The following is a 19,585-nucleotide window of genomic DNA, read 5'->3' on the forward strand; positions in this document are numbered from 1 at the left end:
CTTAACTTAGTTAAATATTAACAAAGTTAAGTATTTTTATCATGGAAAATATAGAAATTACGAATGCCCGTCAGAATAATCTCAAAAATATTTCCATAAAAATCCCAAAATACAGGATCGTGGTCTTTACGGGAGTATCGGGCTCCGGAAAATCATCATTGGTCTTTGAAACGATTGGGGCTGAAGCACAAAGACAGATTAACGAGACCCAGAACAGTTTTATCAGAAACCGTTTGCAGCATTATGGCCTTCCGGATGTAGATAAAATTGAAAATCTGAATGTTCCAATCATTATCAATCAAAAACGGTTGGGCGGCAATGCCAGATCTACGGTGGGAACGGCAGCGGACGTGTCTGCTTCTTTACGGCTTTTGTTTTCCAGAATGGGAGAGCCGTTCGTAGGATATTCCAATGTTTTTTCATTCAATCATCCACAGGGAATGTGCCTGGAATGTGAAGGATTGGGATTTGTTCAGACATTGAATGTGAATGCCTTAATTGATCATGAAAAATCTCTGCACGAAGGGGCCGTAAGGTTTCCGACTTTTCAGCCAGGCGGATGGCGTTTAACAAGATATACTTTATCAGGTTATTTCGATAATGATAAAAAGCTGAAAGATTTCACCGATAAAGAATGGGAAACCTTGTTGTACGCACCGGAGCACAAGCCTAAACATCCTCATAAGGAATGGGGAAAAACAGTAAAATACGAAGGTATTGTTCCAAGAATTGAAAAAGCATTCCTGAAAAAAGATTCTAAAGAAAACATCACAAGAAAAGATGCCCTGAAAAATATTGTGATCACCAAAACCTGCCCTTCATGCAACGGAAAACGGCTGAATGAAAAAATATTATCCTGTAAAATTCAGGGAATGAATATCGCAGATTGTATGGCGCTTTCCGTAGACGAGCTGCTGGAATTTATTACCTCTCTGGATGCAGGGGCATATGAAGTTATTATCAAAGAGCTTTCAGCAAAACTGCAGAATATCATTACGATCGGGCTGCAGTATCTGACTTTAGACCGAAGTACCAATACCCTTTCCGGAGGAGAGTCTCAGCGTATAAAAATGGTTCGGAGTCTGGGAAACAGCCTGGTAGACCTCTTATATATTTTTGATGAACCCAGTATCGGACTTCATCCGAAAGATCTGCAGAACATCATCACCATCATACAGCAGATCAGAGATAAGGGAAATTCTGTTTTAATTGTAGAGCATGATCCTGACCTGATCAAAATGGCTGACCGGGTTATTGATATTGGTCCCGGTTCAGGAAGAAATGGAGGGGAGGTGGTGTATGACGGAACATTTAAAAATTTAAAAAATTCGGCTGGCAAAACAGGTTCTTATTTCGCAAAGAAACCTTCCATCAAACAAGAATTCAGAAAACCTGATGGTTATCTGGAAATTAAAAATGCCAACAGGTATAATCTTAAAAACGTGACTGTAAAAATCCCGACCGGAATAATGACCGTTGTAACCGGAGTGGCAGGATCCGGTAAAAGTACTCTGATTAATCGTATTTTACCTGAGCTTTATCCGGATGTGACCATTATTGATCAGTCGTTGTTCGCTGCAAGTGCCCGCTCCAATTTGCTTACTTATCTCGGAATATCGGATACTGTTCGTAAGCTTTTTACACAATCTAATAAGGTTTCAGACAAGCTGTTCAGCAGAAATAGTGAAGGAGCCTGTAAAAACTGTAAAGGATTGGGAATAGAAAAAATTGACCTTGCTTTTATGGATGATATTGAACAGCCGTGTGAGGTTTGTGGCGGTTCAGGATTTGATCCCGACGTGCTGAAGTATACATACCATGGAAAAACAATTGCAGAAGTTATGAACATGACGGTTTCTGAGGCCGTTGATTTTTTTAAAGAAGAATTTGTTCTTAAAAATTTTGATCTTCTGATAAAGCTGGGACTTGATTATCTGACATTAGGACAAAGGCTGGACAGCTTTTCCGGAGGCGAAAGACAACGCCTGAAACTGACAAGGGAACTGAAAAATACCAATCAGATTATTATTCTGGATGAACCAAGCACAGGGCTGCATCCAAGCGATACCCAAAAGCTGCTTACATTTTTTAACGGTCTTGTAGATCATAGTAATACGCTGATTGTTATCGAACACAATCTTGATATTATTTCGCAGGCAGACTGGATTATTGATATGGGGCCCGGTGCAGGGAAATTTGGAGGAGAAGTATTGTTTGAAGGAACTCCTACGGATCTTTTGAAAAATAAAACATCATTCACCGCAGAGTTTTTGAGGAAACATATTCAGTGAAAGAAATGAAAAATAAAGAGTATTAGAATGAGCTTTACTTTATAAGAATGAAATTAAATTTTAACGCAAAGTCTAAGAGATAATTTTTTACTTTTAAGGTAGCAAAGATTTGCAGCAAGCTGCTTAAAAAGCTTGTGGGTAAAAATTTAGCTCCATCGGTTGATTGCAAATCAACTCTTTCTTTGCTTCCTAAAATATTGCTACCGTTAGAATCAACTTTGCGTTGAAAAGCTATTAAGATTATAAACCATTAAGAATAATGAAAAAATGAAGAGTATTAAGATGGGCAACCTGTCATTGCGAACCAAAGGTGAAGCAATCTCATACTTGTAACTCAACTTAATACTCTTAAAACCTTATATCAGCCTTAATGGTTCAAAATTCTTTTATTTTTTAGCCTTTACCGCAGATTGTATTGCTTTTTCAACCATTCTCCAGTCATAATAATGAAATACTCTGCCATTGCTCATCGCAACAAAAACGCCTTTTGGAAATTTCGGACCTAAGTTAACATTGGTCACTTCAGAACCGTCACTTTCCAGTGTAGAAACAGGGATTTCTGCAATTCTTCCCTTAGATTGATCTTCCCTTAAATAGACATTGAAAGTATCATTCTGCTGATTGGAAACCAGAATATATCCTTTCCCTTTGGAAGTAGGATAGATCGAAATTCCTTCCACATCAGATGTAAAATCGCCTTTTCCGAAAACGGATAATTCTTCATTTCCTTTTTCCGGATCAGCATAATATTTGTGAACCCCGAACTGCTCATCAGAATAATAGATATAACCCATTTCGTCATCTACAGCAATGCTTTCGATCTCTTTCAGACCGCTGTATTTCCCAAATTTCCGTACCACTTCTCCGGTGATGGAACCGTTTTTTTCAGAAAGTTTATATTGCCATAAGTACCCGTCAGCCGGACCTGATTTCCTTCCCACAATGACAAATATTTCTTCTGTCTGTGGATTTTTATACATTGAAATTCCCATCGGGCCACGTGCTGTTTCTCCTTCAAATACAGAGATTTCTCCCACTTCTTTCAGTTCGGGAAGAGAATATAATTTTACTGTATTGGTTTCTCTTTCAGTGACTGCTGCAATATCGGTTTTTTTTCCATTTAAAATAAAACCATATTCAAGATCAACATTGTTGGGACGTTTTAATCCTAAAACTTTATTGATGATTTTTCCGTTAAGGTCAAATGCATACAAGCCTCCATCCGTATCTTTATCTGTTCCGATGATGATACTTTTTGAAGCATCCTGAGGATTGATCCATATCGCAGGATCATCGGTATCATGAACAACTGTTTCTGTGATAACAGTTGGTTTTAATTTTTCTGTTAGTTGGTGCTGCCCGCTGCAGTTGATCACAAAAGGAAGAACTGAAAGAGCCAGTATATAATGTATGTTTTTCATGTTTGTTTTAAAAATCAAATTTCACTCCCATTGTAAACCTCGGTCTGTAATATTCAGCCTGAGCGGTTCTGCCCGGGATTCCCTGATAGTATCTTAACGGTTGATTCGTCAGATTATTGGCCTCTGCAAAGACTCTGAGCTGGCTTGTAATCTTGTAGGAAGCATTGGCATCAAGGAAAAACTGTTTGTCATAATAACGGTCATCAAATGCCTTGCCACCCAGCTCATCAATATAATGAGAAGCATAATTCATGGAAACTCTGGCTGAGAAACGTTTGTTTTCCCACGATAAAGATCCGTTGAACATATGAGGCGCTGCACCCGGAAATCCTACATCTGTTCTTTCAACGCCTTCTTCATTGGTAATTCCTTTTGCCTTCGATTTGGTATAAGTATAGTTGACATATACTCCAAGTCCTTTCCAGAAAGCTCCCGGAATAAAGTCAAGCTGTCTTTGTAAAGCGACCTCAAAACCATAAATATCTACATTGTCACCGTTACGCTGCTGGGTAAACTTCCAGTTGCTTTCTCCGGCCGGAATCGGATTGGTTTGTCCTGCAAAGTCATTCGCAAAGTCATTGGCGGTATAATTCCTTTTCGAATAGGTATAAATAAAATCATTCAGATTTTTGTAGAAAACGCCTCCGGAAAGAATCCCGACAGATTTAAAATATTTTTCTGCCATGAAATCAAAATTATAAGCATACGTTGCTTTCAGATTCGGATTTCCGGCGGCAACGATTTCATCTTCTGAAATTACATTCAGATAAGGAACCAGTGAATAGTAGTTCGGGCGGGCAAGTGCTGTCGTAAATGCTGCCCGAAGCACAAGATCCTGCACCGGAACATATTTGAAGGAAATATTCGGAAGTACATTTGTGTAGGTATTGGTATTATTGATTTGCCCTACCAGATCCTTTTCATTCATAACATAGTTTCCGGTGTAATCAATCTGTGTTGTTTCTACACGGGCTCCAACGATCATGGATAGTTGATCATTAAAATCCTGGTCCCAACGGATATAACCTGCATAAATCTGCTCCTTTGCATTGTAGTTGCTGGATAGATATTTTTCAGGTTTCAGCTTGCCATTGAACAACGCCGGATTGAATAAATCCAGATTGCCAAGGAAAGAAGGATCAACGAATGTTCCCGGAACATAATTCCCGGGCTGGAAGTTCTGACCATCCAGATTTATTGTAGGAACGGATAAAAGACTTCCCATATTGTTGACAGGCGTAAAAGCATAGAAATCATTTTCTCTTTCCTTTTTCTTCAAACGCATGCGGAAACCGGTACGGAGACGTCCTTTCTGACCATCAATTACTGAAAACGGAAAACGCACATTCACCTTTGCCCCCAGTTCCTTTTCCTGTGTAAAACTGTTGGCATCGGAAAGATCGCTCAGTTTATAGCTTCCCGGATTGTCTGCTGCGAGAAGATTGATCATGGGTTTCTCAGGATTACTGAGGTCCGGAGAAAAGTTCATTTTGCTGTTTTCAAATTCTATATAACGCTGATGAGGCTTATCTTCACTGGCGATGGCATAGTTGACGGACCAGTCAAGATCTACTTTAGAACCTAGTAAATGCTCTCCTCTTAATGCATAATTCTGAACTTTCTGTTTTTCAAGACGGGTATTGTCATTATCGGCATCACCTCCTTTATTCTGTCTTGTAATGCTTCCTTTCCAATCTGTAATTTCAGTTTCATCAGCATTGTATACCGGTTTTATTTTATATCCTAAAGCAAATCGGGTTTCTTTATCATTTCTGAAGTTGTACATTGCAGAAGCATAGATCTTGTTTTTAGAATTGAATTCATAATCCATATTGAGATCAAAACTATGTCTGATACGGTGTTCATTATAATAACGAACTCCCATTTTGCTTACATAAACCGTTTGGGCAAGATCATTGGCCTGGCTCCATACAGGTTCAATATTATCTGAGCCAAAATTGTTATTGTTATAGGAAAAACTGAAAACTGCGCCAAGTTTTTTATCCAAAAAACGGTTTCCATAAACAAATCCTGCTGTATAATTTCCTTTTTCACGAATCGGGTTGTATCCTCCTGCGAGCGTGGCTGAAATTCTCTGACCGTTCGGAGAAGCCCTTGTAATCAGGTTGACGGAACCACCGATGGCATCGGCATCCATATCCGGAGTCAGGGTTTTGTTAACCTCTATTGTAGAGATCATGTCAGAAGGAATCAGGTCCATCTGAACATTCCGGTTATCGCCTTCAGCAGAAGGAATTCTGTCACCATTCAGGGTAACTGAGTTAAGATTGGGAGCAAGTCCTCTGATAATAAGATTTCTGGCTTCACCCTGATCATTTTGTATAGTAATTCCGGGAACGCGCTTCAGGGCATCTCCAATATTGGCATCCGGAAAACGTCCGATCTGATCTGAAGAAATTACGTTGGTAATATTAGCGTTATTTTTTTGCTTGTTTAAAGCTCTTGCCTGGTTTTTCAGAGTGGCACCTGAGACTACTATAGCTGCAATTGATGTTTCCTTTTTGTCGAAAATAATATTCTGGCGGGTGTTTTTCTCAGGCTCCACAGTTACATTATACTCATGAGTTCCATATCCCAGATAATCGATCTTCATGGTGTAGGTTCCGGGAGGAACATTCAGGAAAACAAAGTTTCCGTGCTCATCCGAAGTGGTATATATATTTCCCGGACTAAGAGAGATTTTGGCTCCCGGCAGGGCTATTTTAGAATCGTCATTGATGTTTCCGGAAAGAGAACCGGTCTGTGCATAGAAAAAAACAGAGGCACAAAATAAAACAGTTGTAAAAATTTTTTTCACTTTTTCCTTCTTTAGATAAAATCAGAACAAAAGTAATCCTCAGTAGGGAAAAGGGGTTGAAGAGAAAATTAAGGTTTTTTTAATAATTGTTAATACAGGGGAATTTATAAAAGATAAAAGATAAAAGATAAAAGATAAAAGATCTTTTTCTTAAACAACTATTATGCATCCGGATACCAACATTAATAGAGGAAGGGCTTTAGCCCGCCTTACAAATTATAAACCAATCTACCGGCTTTAGCCAAAAAATTAAATTTTGTTTAACGTGATGAATTGAGTATTTCCTGCACAATCATTTTAGATTTTTCAATCAGTTCATTAGACCTGTAAAGCTGGCTGGTCAGTATTGAGCTTTCAAAAAGAAGATAGATATGAGCTGATATGATTTCGTTTTGAATATCTTCATTGAAGGATTCTCTAAGCTTAATTTTATGATGACGGATTACCTTATGAATTTCTTCCTTATCGGCAGGAATTTCCGACAGAATATTCAGAAAACTGCATCCACGGAAATCTTCTTTTTCATTCATGTACATCAGGAAATCAAATGACTTCATGAACTTTTCCTGAAGTGTTTTTGCTTCCGATGTAAATTTTTCAAGCTCAGAAACCCAATAGTCATACCTTTTATTAAGGAACTCTATGCAAAGGTCATCTTTAGACCTGAAATGTTGGTAAAAGCTTGCTTTTGATACATCAGCTTCGTCAATTATCTGGTTAATACCTGTGTTGTTATAGCCTTGTCTATGGAAGAGAACCATTGCAGTATTTACTATTCTTTCTCGAGGTTTAGGCATGATGTAAGATTTTTACAAATGTAAACAAATATGAACAGACTGGTAAGTGTTGGTTTCTAAATAAATCCTCTTGCGTAATAAAGCTGAATAACAAAGAACAACACTGTGAAAAACCATACCACATAAGGATGATAGCTGAAATTATTCTTCAGAATGTAATGGAGTGCTTTGAACAACTTGAACACTCCGATAATTCCAATGATGATAAAAACCAGAAAGACAAGAAAAAACAGATAATCTCTTGTGCCATACGCACTCACTTTTCCAAGGTGGTCTAAGTAAGCTTCCACATTTAATGTCTGCCCCAGAAACATAGCCGAACTGATTAATATAAAAAAGGGAGTAGTCGTATAGACGGTTGTATAAATGAAAGAAAACAGCAATGTCCGGAAGGTCACCGTATTTACTTTTTCCTGTTTGTACCATAATAAAGCAACACTGAATAGGACAGCAGTAATATTATTCATCAGAAATATAAAGAGTGCTTTTTCTACCATGCTTAATCCCTTAATCCTGGAAATGATATTATGCTCTCCGCTGTAATCCATTAAAAGTACAGAGACTATTACAGAAGTATAAACAGAAAGTTTGATAGGAGAGAGGTAGTCGTGAAAACGTTCGGATTCTTCTTTTTCCATCTCGTGTGCAGACAGATCATAGCAGCGGCGGGGATCCTGAAACAATTTGAAAATGGTTACCGGAACCAGCAGTATTTCAATAATGATCTGCAGGCATAGCTTTTCAAAACTATCTATCAACTTTTCAAACATATATTCGGATATTAGGGAACGTAGTATGCAATTTAATTAATTTTTGAATCACATCCTGAAGCTGAATAAAAAAAGGATGGATGATTCTGGTCAATCATCCATCCGTTATATATTTAAAAAGATTTCCTGTTATTTTGGAAGTCCTTTTTTCAAAGCGATATTGGCTTTTTCTACGGCTTTCCTTTCTTTCCAGTCCATATATCTCTTTTTGTACCGTCCTTTCATGAAATTATCAAAATTACGCTGAACAGCAAGGTTCCAGAGAGAATGTGCTTTTACCGCCCAGCTTTTATCCCAGGCACGCAGGGAAATAGAAAAAGAGCCGTCCAGATATTTCATCCAGTGCCACCAGCCGGTTGGCATAAATAAAGTATCTCCATGTTCCAGTAAGCACTCAATTCCTTCAATCCCGTCCAACGCAGGGAATTTTTCAAAATCAGGATTGGCAATATCGTAATCTTCCAGGGCATAGGTAGCATAAGGAAGCTTATAAAGTCGGGTTTTCCATTTGTATTCAAACAGCAGGACGTGTTTTCTGCCATTGAAATGGGTATGGAAAATATGTGGCATATCAATATCATAATGAAGGAAAGTCACAGAGCCTTTACCTCCAAAGAACATACTTGGATATTTATCTAAAAATCCACCCATAAGATTTTTTGGCGGAACATAATCATCCAGCAATTTTGGCGCAAACTTTATAGGATCAAAGAAAAAGATTCTCAGGTCTGTAGGTTCTCTTTGAATAAGATCAACATACTCACTGAAAGGCATTTTTGTCGTCGGAGTATTAATAGGAGCTGCAGGATCTGCTTTGGAACTGTCATAAAGGGGAACTTCAACGTCACCTACTACTTCCTTCATATAATCCATCGTCCATTTTTGATAGGCAGGCCACTTTTTTGCCATATTTTTGATTACTACAGGTTTACATGGCTTTAGATATTTTTCACGGAACTCTTCTTGTGAAATGTCATCTACAATATCAATTGGTTTAAGGATTATTCCCATTCGTTCAAATTATTGAGCTAAAGTATTAAATATTTGTGACAATAAATGGAAAGTATTGAAATTATTTGGAATTGATATAAATAAAATTTAAAAATACACATTCAGGTTTCTTTTTTTGGAGTTATTATGATGGTTTTTAAGTTAGCATGCTTTTACACAATAGACACTCACTCCACAAGGCAAATGTTATTTGTAAAATATGATAATTCTATGTATAATTGTTATCACTAAAAACAAACCATGAAACATTTCAACTATTATTTTTTCTTGTATCTGCAAGTGCTTTCTTACAACAATCAACAGATTTGAAACCCATGAATTTATGTTAACGGACAAAAAGTTTCTCTAATGGCTGCGATCTGCCTAGAAACAAAACAGTTTAAAATAAATGATAAATAGTGTAACCAACAATGAATGATAATCAGCTTTTATATGCAGCTTCAATAGTTTGTTTCTTACTTATTATGATAACCTTTAGGCACAGTTGGAAATTCGGTACTTTCAATATGATGTTGTTCTGCTTGTACAATTTAATATTATATTATCATTTACTATTTGACAGTAGTGGCGGAGCAGGGCTTGTATGGTGGTTTTTGCTGCTTGTTGTACCGGGCCTTCATATGCTTGCACTTTTGATTTACTTTGTAATAATTACGATTATTAAAGACAGTCGCAAATATAAGGATCAGAAGTAAGGTCTTATTTCTGAAAAATTAAATTGAAAATGCTGTTTTAGTAAAGCTCAATATCTGTTTCTTTTGTTGACAAGCAGTACAAACATATCAAAAACAAAGCCTGTTATATAGGCAATTCAGAATCCTTCAAAGTAGAATACAGCCTTACAAAGTAAGGGAAGAAAGCGATTGCGTTATTGAAATTATCATGAAACTTGGTTACGATCTGATTAAGGATGAAGGAATCCTCTTTCCGCCTAAAGAATGATAAGATTATATTTTTCAGTTAAACAAAGCTTTCATAACTTCACCATAAAATAGATTCAATACAATGAAGCTGAAGTTAGGGATATTAGACCAGTCACCTGTTATAATGGGAGATCATGCAGCAACAGCATTGGCAAACAGTATTAATCTTGCTGTAATGGCTGAAGAAACCGGATTTCATAGTATTATGTACTCTGAACATCATGGAGTAGAAGCCTATGGCAGCTCAAGTCCTGAACTTTTAGCCGCAATTGTTCTCAGTAAAACAAGCCGGATCAAGATAGGGACAGCCGGCATCATGATGCGAAATTATTCTGCCTATAAAATTGCAGAATGGACCAAAATGCTGTCAACCTTATATCCTGAACGCTTTATTTTAGGACTGGGAAAGGCACCCGGAGGACTAAAAGATGCTATAATGGCCTTGAATAATCATAAACCGGTGGTCTTGTCCAATATGGAAACAAAGCTGGAAGAAATCATTCAGTTCATCAGAGACGAAGAAAGTATATACAACAGAGACGAAGAAAGTATATACAACGGGCTTATTGCACAGCCCACCCATGTGCAGCATATCCCCGAAATCATGTGGCTGGGCTCTGGAATGACTTCTGCCAGAGAAGCTGCAAAGCATGGGGTCGGATATTCATTTGCTGCTTTTATGAACAATGAGAACGGAATGGAAAATACTGATGCTTATCTCAGAGAATTTGATAGGACAAAATATTTTCCACAGCCTTCTTTACAGGTTGCAGTAGCTGTATCAGTGGGTGCAACCATTCAAGAGGCCAGACGGAATGCCTATGGAATGGCTTACCAGTTTTTACAATCCCGGCAGCTGGTAAGTCCGGATGCTGTTCTTTCCCCGGAAGCTGTTGAGGAAAAGATTCTGGGAACTAAAGATGAAGCAGAGTTCTTTACTGTTTTAGACAGGATTATTACAGAAACGCCTCAATCTGTTGGTCAGAGATTAGAGGAGGTTTCAGAAAAATACAATACGGACAATCTCCTGATATTATGTAATATGTTCAATGAAGAAGACCGTATCAATACGTATAAAAGTATTATTAAAAATAATAATTAAACCCCACAAAATTTGAAAACCTGGGTTTAATTACAATATAATTCAGATCTATGAAGCAGGATATTTCACCACTCTATATTATGACGGGAGGACCCGGAGCCGGCAAAACGACATTGCTGGAAGAATTAAGCCACCATGAATTGATTACAGTGCCTGAAGAAGGAAGGAAAATTATCAAACAGCAGATAAATTCCGGTGGCGAAGGACTTCCGTGGCTCAATAAAGAACTTTTTGCAGAACTGATGTTTGAGGAATCTGTAAAAACCTATCTTGAAATAAGTAAAACGGGCTATACAAAACCTGTTTTCTTTGACCGCGGAATACTGGATACGCTTGGTTACATGAGACTTGAGAATATTCCTATTCCGGCATTCATGGAATCTAAAGCCAGAGAAATGGTTTATCACAATAATGTTTTTATTCTTCCGCCATGGAAAGAGATTTATAAAAATGACCCTGAAAGAAAGCAAACCTTTGAACAGGCAGTGGAAACTTTTGAGTGTATGAAAGAAATTTATCAGGAATATGGTTTTACGACCATAGAAGTTCCCAAAGCTTCAGTAGAAAACAGAGCAGGTTTTATTCTTGATCAAATTATATAGAGTATATTCCTCAATTATCATTTATCAATCATCAATCATCAATTATCATTAATAATATGAACCATCTCCCTTTTGAAAAAGAACTGATCGAAATGGCTGACAAAGATCTGTCTGTAAGAGAAAAACTTTTGAAAGCCGGCGAATTATCAGGCGGTTATCATCCTGAAATGGAAAAGGTTCACAAAGCTAATGCAGAACGGCTGCGGGAAATCATGGACGAAATTGGATATCCAACCATCTCAAAAGTAGGAACAAAAGCAAATGATGCTGCCTGGCTGATTATTCAGCATGCTATCAGTGAACCTGAATTTATGAAAGCCTGTTATGCGATGATGGAAGAAAATAGCAGTGATATTAATCCGGTACATAAAGCTTATTTATATGACCGGATTCAGGTTTTTCAGAGTAAATCCCAAAGATATGGGACACAGCTGACCGCCGATGGAAAAATTTACCCTGTAGAAAGTAAGGAAAATGTAAACAAAGAGCGTGAAACAGTAAACCTGCCGCCACTGGCCGGAACAGATATCAATAAAATTCCGGAATCTGAAGACATTCCGGAAATTGATAGCAAAGACATTCAATATACAGTATGGAGAAAAAAAGTGGGATGGATATAAACTGCCATAACTTCCATCTCCGATCTTCCATCTTTCTGCTTACTTATTTGCCTTCAAAATTTCTCGGACTTCAATATTCCCCCCGATTTTAAAGATAGGATTTCCTTTCGCCATTTCCACTGCTTCATCTATAGATTCTGCCCGTACAATAATATATCCGCTGATGAACTCCTTAATCTCGGTATAAGGGCCGTCCGTTACAATATTGTCAGGCTTTACAGTTTTAGCGGTACCGCGAGCAGGTAATAAAGTATTCCCTTTATCCACCAGTTTGTTTTGGGCTGCAATGCTTCCCAGCCAGGCCATACGCTCCCGGATCTGTTCCGGAGAAGGGTTGAAATCAGAAATATCTTTCAGTCTGAAGATCAATGCAAATTCTTTCATAATTATCTTTTTTTTATGACGAGCGGAGGGGTATGTATGGGGACAGAATTTTAAGTATATTTTTATTTGTCAAGTAAAGGTCTCGGATCAAACAGGACCTTTAAAGTATGGATCTTTCCATCCTGTATTTGATACCATCCTGAAGATTCTATTGTTTTTTCTCCCATGTTGATATTATACCAGAAGCATACATCTTCTCCGGACGTAAAAGTCTTAAGAATTTCATACTTGAATTTCATCTGCTTCATATCTTTAATATAGACTGAAGCTCCGTCTCTTTTTCCCAATACTCCTATAAATTTAAAATCAGGATCAAGACAACTTTCCGCTTTGTCAAAATTTTCTTCATTTAAATACCGGATAAACTGTTCTGCTGTGTTTTGGGTTGTATTGTCCATAAATGTTGTTTTTATTGTTGAATACAAAATTAACAGATTAATAAAGTTTCCACTTGTGACTATAATCACAAAATGTTATGCTGCTATTTTAAAAGAGGAATTCTTCCCTGAGCATAAGCAATCTGCTCTTTTTCCTTTTCCTGGTCAGGCTTGTTTTTAAGATATAGCTGATAATACATGGCTGCATTTTTAGGCTGCTTCAGATTGAGGTCATAGAGAAGTCCTAAGCGGTAATAAATAATATTGCTGGTACCGAATGTTAATCCTCTTTTATAAGCGGTTACCGCATCGTTATACTGGTTTTTGGCTTCATAAATACCTGCCAGCGCAGCATAATAGAGAGTGGTGTGTTTTGAAATAGCTTCATCAATCGTTTTTTGTGCATAGATTTCAGCTTTATTATAATCTTTCAGCTCACGATAACTTAAGGCCATATAATAGAATGTGCCTTCATTTTGCACTCCCATATCTTCCAATGTCCTGTACATCATAATGCATTTCTGATAATCCTTTACATAAAAATAAGCCTGTCCCATATCGTTCATTACATTGATGTCAGCATGGTTTTTCAGCAGTTTTTCGCCGGTCTCAATCACTTCCGGATATTTGGTTAGCTGGTTCGCAACCGGTAATAAAGCCTGCTGTAAAGTGAAATTTTCCGCATCGGCAGCGATGGCTGTTTTCAATACATCATAAGCGGGCTGGTATTGTTTGAGGCCGCTGTAGGTTAAAGAAAGGTCATAAGCTACATCAGGATCAGTAGCATTAATAGCATTGGCTTTTTTGAGATAATCGAGTCTGGACTCAGGTTTGTCTGCATAAGCAGCAAGTTGTTTGTAAGCACTGAAGTTAAGGCTGTCAAGCTGAATAATCTGCTGAAGATAGGCTTTGGCATTAGCAACATTTCCCCGTCTGGAATTAATACCGGCCAAACTGAATAGAGTAGGCAGGCTGTTCGGCTGAAGACGGTTAATTTTAAGATAGTTTTTCTCTGCTTCCGGTAGTTTACCGGCCATCATATTACAATAAGCTATTTGCGAAAGGGCTTTTATATCCTCTGTTTCTCCGGGATATATGCTCTGAAGATACTGAGCTGCATCGGCATAACGTTGTGTTTCATAATACTCAAGAAGTTTTTCAGTATCAATTTTTGCGGATTGGGCTGTGATACTGTTAAAACCCAACAGAATAATACACAAACAGATTCCTGTTTTCATCATGGTTATTTTTTAACTAAAATATTGGTTATTTGGCAAGATTCCAAATTTTAGACTCACTTATTAGGGGTTTTTTTAATCTTATAGATGATTTAATGGTAAAAACCAAAATCTTATATCTTTAGATTTCTTATATTCACCTTACAGAAAAAGCACCTGATAAAACAAAAGATATGGAAATAAAAACAGTACAGTCATTCATAGATTATTATGGAAAAATAAGAGAAAGAACCAATCGTATTATAGAAATTGTTCCTCCCGAGCATATTGATTTTACCTATAAACCCGGAAAATTTACCATTGGTGATCAGATAAGACATATTGCAGCCATTGAACGTTATATGTATGGAGAAACCATCGCCGGAAAAAGAAGTGCCTATCCGGGATGTGGAAAAGAACTTGCCGATGGCTATGAAAACACCGTTAAATTTTTCAACGAAATGCACAGCCAGACCCTGGAAATCATCAACAGCCTTTCAGACGGGGATCTTACACGTAAATGTCTGACGCCGGCTAATAGTGAAATTTCCGTATGGAAATGGCTTCGGGCTATGATAGAACATGAAATCCATCACAGGGCAGAATTATACATCTATCTGAATCTTCTGGATGTAAAAACACCACAGATCTATGGATTTTCTGCAGAGGAAGTGCAGGAAATGAGTGTGAAATTGTAGTGTTAAAGGGAAGAAATGAAGAGTACTCAAAGGGTTGAGGTTAATTTGTATATTAGCCCATTCAAAAAATTATAATGGCCAGACCTTTTATCATTCCCCTTTTACTGTTGTTAAACAGCGCATATGCACAAACTCATTCGGAGCTTAAACCAGGAGATACCCTGAAATATTCACCACAATCTTATCAACCAACATGGATCTCAGTACAATCCGCTGATGCCAATCTGGGAGTTGCATTGTTTATGGATGGGAAAAAATTAAAAGAACAGGATGATTCCAGGGGGATAAAAAGTGTTGAACGTTTCTATTTTACTCCTGAAAAAGGAAAAAAATATGAAGTGAAAATCTGGGCCAGATCTTATCTTGAAAAAAGTAAAACCGCAAAAGTTTCTGTTACTGAGTCCAAAAACGTCCCTGTTTTGAATGGTCAGTTCACGCCTGATCAGTTTGTGGAAGATCTGAGAGCATTCCGTTCTATCAGAGAACAGGCAAATTCCGGATTGTATGTGTACAGAAGTAAAAAACAGATAGACAGTATCTACCAGCAGGCAGAAACAGAAGCAGGAAACTGTAAAAATATTTTCGATTTCTATAAAGTCATTGCCAGACTTACCGGATTTGAAGGGAGCTGTCATAATTATACAGATTTACCTAACCACGCCTCATACTATCTTACCCAGAAATCTGAATATCTGCCCATTACCCTGAAGAATATTGACGGGCGCCTGCTTCAGGATTCAAAAGATACAGCAATACCTCTTGGTGCAGAAATCCTTTCTATCAACGGAATTCCTTCAAAAGAGATGATCAGCCGCTTTTCTCAGTATTATTTTTCCGATGGATATTCAATGCCTTATAAGGAAACCACAGGTTTTGAAAGAGGAATGCTGGATAAATTTTATATAGAATTCGGAAACCATAAAAATTATGTGATCCGGTATCAATGGAATGGAGCTGTAAAGGAGATTTCCCTGCCGGGAATACCATTGGAAAACTTTAAAAAGCTTCAGGAGTCCAGACATTCACTTGGCTTTGATAAAAAGCTGCTGTCTGAAAAATATAGTTTCACCAAAGAAGGTGAAGGTATTTACAGGCTTTCTTTAAGAGGATTTGATTTTGCCGCCGGAAAAGAAGATCCTGCCTATAAAAAATTCAGCATTTTCCTTGATCAGATGATGGATACTCTGGAACGTGAAAACATACAGAATCTGATTATTGACCTCAGGGGAAATACGGGTGGCACAGGAGCTCTGTATGAAAAAGTGTTTTCTTATCTTACACAAAGGCCTTTCCGTGACAGTCATTATGCCTATACCAAATTCAACGAAGTTCCGTTGGAAGAAAAACTGGTGATAACCCCTCTTTTCCTTTCCAATGGAGTTCAGGATAAGCAAGGGCTGAATGCTTATTTAAAACAGCTTTATCCCAAGAATGTTCAGGGGAAATACTATTGGGCAGATGACAAAAACCCTTCCATTATGCCTAATGACAGAACCTTTAAGGGGCAGCTGTATTTGTTGGTAGACCAAAGGGTTGCTTCTGCTGCCTCCCATCTGGCTTCTCTGATTAAATCCTATACCAATGCTATTGTCATTGGAAAAGAAACTGTAGGAGGCTACTATGAGCATAACGGTCATCTTCCACTGGTATATGAACTTCCCAACACCGGAATCCAGACCGGCTTCTCAATTGTTCACGTGATTCAGGATGCTCAGAATCTTCCGGACCAGAAAAGAGGACAAGGCGTTATGCCTCATATTACAATACATCAGACTGATCAGGAATTTCTGGATCAGAGCGATGTTTATCTTAAAAAAGTAGCAGAGCTTAGAAAACAATAAGAAGGATATTACTGAATTTAAAATATAAACCAGCTGCATAATACAGCTGGTTTTTGTTGTTAAAAGTTCCTCTGTTTTTACTATATTTCTATTTTAAGTGATAAATTATCTGCTTTTAATTATTAAAAATTGTTAAATATTTAATTGATACAGAGTTGTTTGCTTCTTTTTTTTAATCATTTGTTTTAGAATTATTAATAAAAAGTCGTAGAACTACTACAAAATTTCAGATTATATGGAGAAAATTTCCTGAATAACGATTACCGTTTTATCTTTGTAATACCACCAATCCAATACAAAAATTAATAATGATTAAAACCAGCATATTACAATAGTAAATCAGGAGAAATCCTGACATTAACAGGGCGTAAACAGGCTTTATATTTTGTTTTTCCTTTTTACCGTTTTCTAATACCCTGTTTTGATCACAATATCCGGCTCCGGCTTATAGACGGAATCGGATAATAAAGTTTATCTGATCACATTACTCAGATCAATTTTAGCCTTAAAAAAATCTGACATCCAATCAATCAAAATATTACAACTATGTTTCAGGACGATCATTCACCCAAAATGCCTGTTTCTAAAGATAAAATTCCCGCTGTAAAGAATATTAAAGAAACCTTGACAGATCAGGCAGTCAGCAGAACTGCTAAGGAAGTGCAGGAAAAATCGAGTGGAACCATTAAGAAAGCAACAGAAAAAATGGTTCAGGCCCAGGCCTATACAGGAATGGTTCAAAACGGCTCTCAAATGTTTATGAACCAGGTTAAACAACCTAATCCTCCCACTCTGGTAGAAGATAAAGTGTGGTCCAAACAGCCCACTTCAGGAATTTATAATGCCAATACGATTCCCGGAAATCAGGTCGCCGGAATCAACCGTGTGGTAAAACTTGAAATTGTAATTGACGGAAAAGTAATCAAACATTTCAAACATTTTCAATTAAAACAAAGTGCTGTAAGACATCATGAATTTGATCTGATGCTGGCTCACGATACTTTAGGAAACTCAGAAAACCATAATCTTGAGGAAGCCCAGAATTTTCTGGGGAAAAGAATTACGGTGATCTTCAGGTATAAAGACGTTGAGGACGGTCCGGAAAGGAATTTTGTGGGAGTGATTACTGAAGTAGGTTTCAGTCAGGAGAAAGGAAGTCTGGGAAATATAGTTCTTACAGGTTCCAGCCCAACCGTTCTTTTAGATGCAGCACCTCATATTCAGAGTTTTGGGGGATCACAGGAAATCAGTCTGAACAGTATTGCAGACCAGGTAATCAAAGAAGGTCTGGGACAGAATACCTTTGATTTCAGGGTAGATGCAGCGCATGGGAATGTTTCCTACAGCTCACAATATGAAGAAACTCACTATAACTATCTGGCAAGAATTGCAGAAGCTTATGGGGAACAGTTTTATTATGATGGTGAAGTATTGCATTTCGGAAAACTTCCTCCTCAGGAAAAACCTGTAAAACTTACCTATGGAAGCAGCGTAAGTGATATTAAAATAAAGATGAAAGCACAACACGTGAATCCTTCATTTTATGGCTACAACAGCAGTAAAAATGAAAAATTAACGGCCGGAAGCTCAAAGATCAACCATACTTCAGATATAGCGAAAAGGGCGTATGAAATTTCAGAGAAAACCTTTACAACTCCATCACTGAGAGTTGCTCCTATAAAAGCAGTGTCTTTCATGGATGTTGAAAATTCCCAGAAAGGAACAGCAGGAAGTAAAGCTGCTGAAGTATTTGTTATTTCAGGAGTTACAACCGTGCCCTTTCTATATCCCGGCTGTATTGCTGATATCGAAATGAGAAAAGCTGAAAGCAGTGAAACAACCTACTTTACCAAACTGATGATTACAGAAATGTATCACGAAGTAGATGCAAGAGGATATTATACAGGAACCTTTGAGGCCATCGCATCAGATACAGGATTTATTCCGCGCCCGGAATTTCACACTCCAAAAGCGGATGCTCAGTTTGCGAAGGTAATTTCCAATACAGATCCTTTAAATCAGGGGCGGGTGAAGGTACAGTTTGACTGGCAGAATGGCTCTGCCACAACAGAGTATATCAGGGTGATGACTCCTGATGGTGGCGGAAGTGAAAAAGTAAGTAAAAACCGTGGGTTCATGGCTATTCCGGAAGAAGGAGATCAGGTGGTTGTCAATTTTGCCCATCAGCACCCTGACCGTCCTTTTGTGATGGGAGGAATGTTCCATGGAGGCGTTGGTGGAGGCGGAGGTACCGGAAATAACATTAAAAGCCTGAGCAGTAAAAGCGGGCATACGATGAGCCTGGATGACGGGGGAGGAATTACCGTGAGAGATAAAGATCAGAACTACGTTTTTCTGGATGGGGCTGGAAACATCACCATAGACAGCAAAATTTCCATCACGCTGAATTGTGGAAGCAGTTCCATTTATATGGATAAAGATGGGAATATCCAGATCAAAGGAAAAGAAATATTTGTTCAGGGAATTAATATCGGAGTAGGCGGAACATCAAGTATCGGAGTTGGGGTAGGTCCTGAAAATGGTGATCCGACTTCAGGAATCGGTATCAAATCCGATACACTGGATATCGGAACCAAAACACTTTCCATGAGAGGAGAGACCGAAGCCAATTTCAGCAGCGGAGGAAAAATCAATATTGGTGGCGGAAGCGAGACAAATATTGTAAGTGGAACTGTAAAACTGAATTAAGGCA

General features: G+C 37.9%; 15 protein-coding genes. 7 read left to right on the forward strand and 8 right to left on the reverse strand.

Annotation, left to right across the window (positions count from 1 at the left end; translation table 11 throughout):
• The first annotated feature begins 41 nt into the window (after nucleotides 1-41).
• Entirely contained in the window at nucleotides 42-2,291 is a 2,250-nt protein-coding gene (locus EL165_RS01060) for an ATP-binding cassette domain-containing protein (RefSeq protein ID WP_002980102.1), read from the forward strand.
• A gap of 386 nt (nucleotides 2,292-2,677) precedes the next feature.
• On the opposite strand, the gene EL165_RS01065 is transcribed toward EL165_RS01060, so the two are convergent.
• The 5 genes from EL165_RS01065 to EL165_RS01085 form a co-directional block, all read right to left on the reverse strand.
• Complete coding sequence (locus EL165_RS01065) at nucleotides 2,678-3,712, reverse strand: phytase (protein ID WP_041461816.1); 1,035 nt, start codon at nucleotides 3,710-3,712, stop codon at nucleotides 2,678-2,680.
• 7 nt (nucleotides 3,713-3,719) lie between these two features.
• Nucleotides 3,720-6,530: a TonB-dependent receptor gene (locus EL165_RS01070; RefSeq protein WP_002980098.1), complete on the reverse strand. Its 2,811-nt coding sequence runs from the start codon at nucleotides 6,528-6,530 to the stop codon at nucleotides 3,720-3,722.
• 260 nt (nucleotides 6,531-6,790) lie between these two features.
• Complete coding sequence (locus EL165_RS01075; protein ID WP_002980096.1) at nucleotides 6,791-7,327, reverse strand: TetR/AcrR family transcriptional regulator; 537 nt, start codon at nucleotides 7,325-7,327, stop codon at nucleotides 6,791-6,793.
• Nucleotides 7,328-7,383: 56 nt separating this feature from the next.
• The gene (locus EL165_RS01080) at nucleotides 7,384-8,097 is read right to left on the reverse strand and encodes a hypothetical protein (RefSeq protein ID WP_002980094.1); all 714 of its coding nucleotides are present in this window, start codon (nucleotides 8,095-8,097) and stop codon (nucleotides 7,384-7,386) included.
• Nucleotides 8,098-8,226: 129 nt separating this feature from the next.
• Nucleotides 8,227-9,108, reverse strand: a complete 882-nt coding sequence (locus tag EL165_RS01085) for a cupin-like domain-containing protein (RefSeq protein WP_002980092.1) — start codon at nucleotides 9,106-9,108, stop codon at nucleotides 8,227-8,229.
• A gap of 1,005 nt (nucleotides 9,109-10,113) precedes the next feature.
• Here EL165_RS01085 and EL165_RS01095 point away from each other — a divergent pair.
• The 3 genes from EL165_RS01095 to EL165_RS01105 are packed head-to-tail and all read left to right on the forward strand — an operon-like array spanning nucleotide 10,114 to nucleotide 12,355.
• Nucleotides 10,114-11,133, forward strand: a complete 1,020-nt coding sequence (locus EL165_RS01095; protein WP_002980089.1) for an MsnO8 family LLM class oxidoreductase — start codon at nucleotides 10,114-10,116, stop codon at nucleotides 11,131-11,133.
• Between the two features lie 50 nt (nucleotides 11,134-11,183).
• Nucleotides 11,184-11,735, forward strand: coding sequence for an AAA family ATPase (locus tag EL165_RS01100; RefSeq protein WP_002980087.1), 552 nt, complete (start codon nucleotides 11,184-11,186; stop codon nucleotides 11,733-11,735).
• A gap of 56 nt (nucleotides 11,736-11,791) precedes the next feature.
• Entirely contained in the window at nucleotides 11,792-12,355 is a 564-nt protein-coding gene (locus tag EL165_RS01105; protein WP_002980086.1) for a DUF6624 domain-containing protein, read from the forward strand.
• A 39-nt stretch (nucleotides 12,356-12,394) separates the two neighbouring features.
• Here the strand turns inward: EL165_RS01105 and EL165_RS01110 are convergent, their stop codons facing one another.
• The 3 genes from EL165_RS01110 to EL165_RS01120 all read right to left on the reverse strand — a co-directional run bounded on the left by EL165_RS01110 (nucleotide 12,395) and on the right by EL165_RS01120 (nucleotide 14,357).
• Nucleotides 12,395-12,739, reverse strand: coding sequence for a YciI family protein (locus EL165_RS01110; protein WP_002980085.1), 345 nt, complete (start codon nucleotides 12,737-12,739; stop codon nucleotides 12,395-12,397).
• A 62-nt stretch (nucleotides 12,740-12,801) separates the two neighbouring features.
• Nucleotides 12,802-13,137: a nuclear transport factor 2 family protein gene (locus EL165_RS01115; RefSeq protein ID WP_002980084.1), complete on the reverse strand. Its 336-nt coding sequence runs from the start codon at nucleotides 13,135-13,137 to the stop codon at nucleotides 12,802-12,804.
• An 83-nt stretch (nucleotides 13,138-13,220) separates the two neighbouring features.
• On the reverse strand, nucleotides 13,221-14,357 hold the full coding sequence (locus EL165_RS01120) for a tetratricopeptide repeat protein (protein ID WP_002980083.1): 1,137 nt from the start codon (nucleotides 14,355-14,357) through the stop codon (nucleotides 13,221-13,223).
• 170 nt (nucleotides 14,358-14,527) lie between these two features.
• Between EL165_RS01120 and EL165_RS01125 the strand changes: the two genes are divergently transcribed.
• From EL165_RS01125 to EL165_RS01135, 3 genes are all read left to right on the forward strand, one after another.
• Nucleotides 14,528-15,031, forward strand: coding sequence for a DinB family protein (locus EL165_RS01125; RefSeq protein WP_002980082.1), 504 nt, complete (start codon nucleotides 14,528-14,530; stop codon nucleotides 15,029-15,031).
• Between the two features lie 74 nt (nucleotides 15,032-15,105).
• On the forward strand, nucleotides 15,106-16,872 hold the full coding sequence (locus EL165_RS01130) for a S41 family peptidase (RefSeq protein WP_002980081.1): 1,767 nt from the start codon (nucleotides 15,106-15,108) through the stop codon (nucleotides 16,870-16,872).
• Between the two features lie 546 nt (nucleotides 16,873-17,418).
• Nucleotides 17,419-19,581 carry a type VI secretion system Vgr family protein gene (locus EL165_RS01135; protein ID WP_002980080.1) on the forward strand — a complete coding sequence of 721 codons (2,163 nt, stop codon included), beginning with the start codon at nucleotides 17,419-17,421 and terminating at the stop codon, nucleotides 19,579-19,581.
• Nucleotides 19,582-19,585 lie beyond the last annotated feature (4 nt).

The organism is Chryseobacterium gleum, assembly GCF_900636535.1.
Lineage (GTDB): Bacteria > Bacteroidota > Bacteroidia > Flavobacteriales > Weeksellaceae > Chryseobacterium > Chryseobacterium gleum.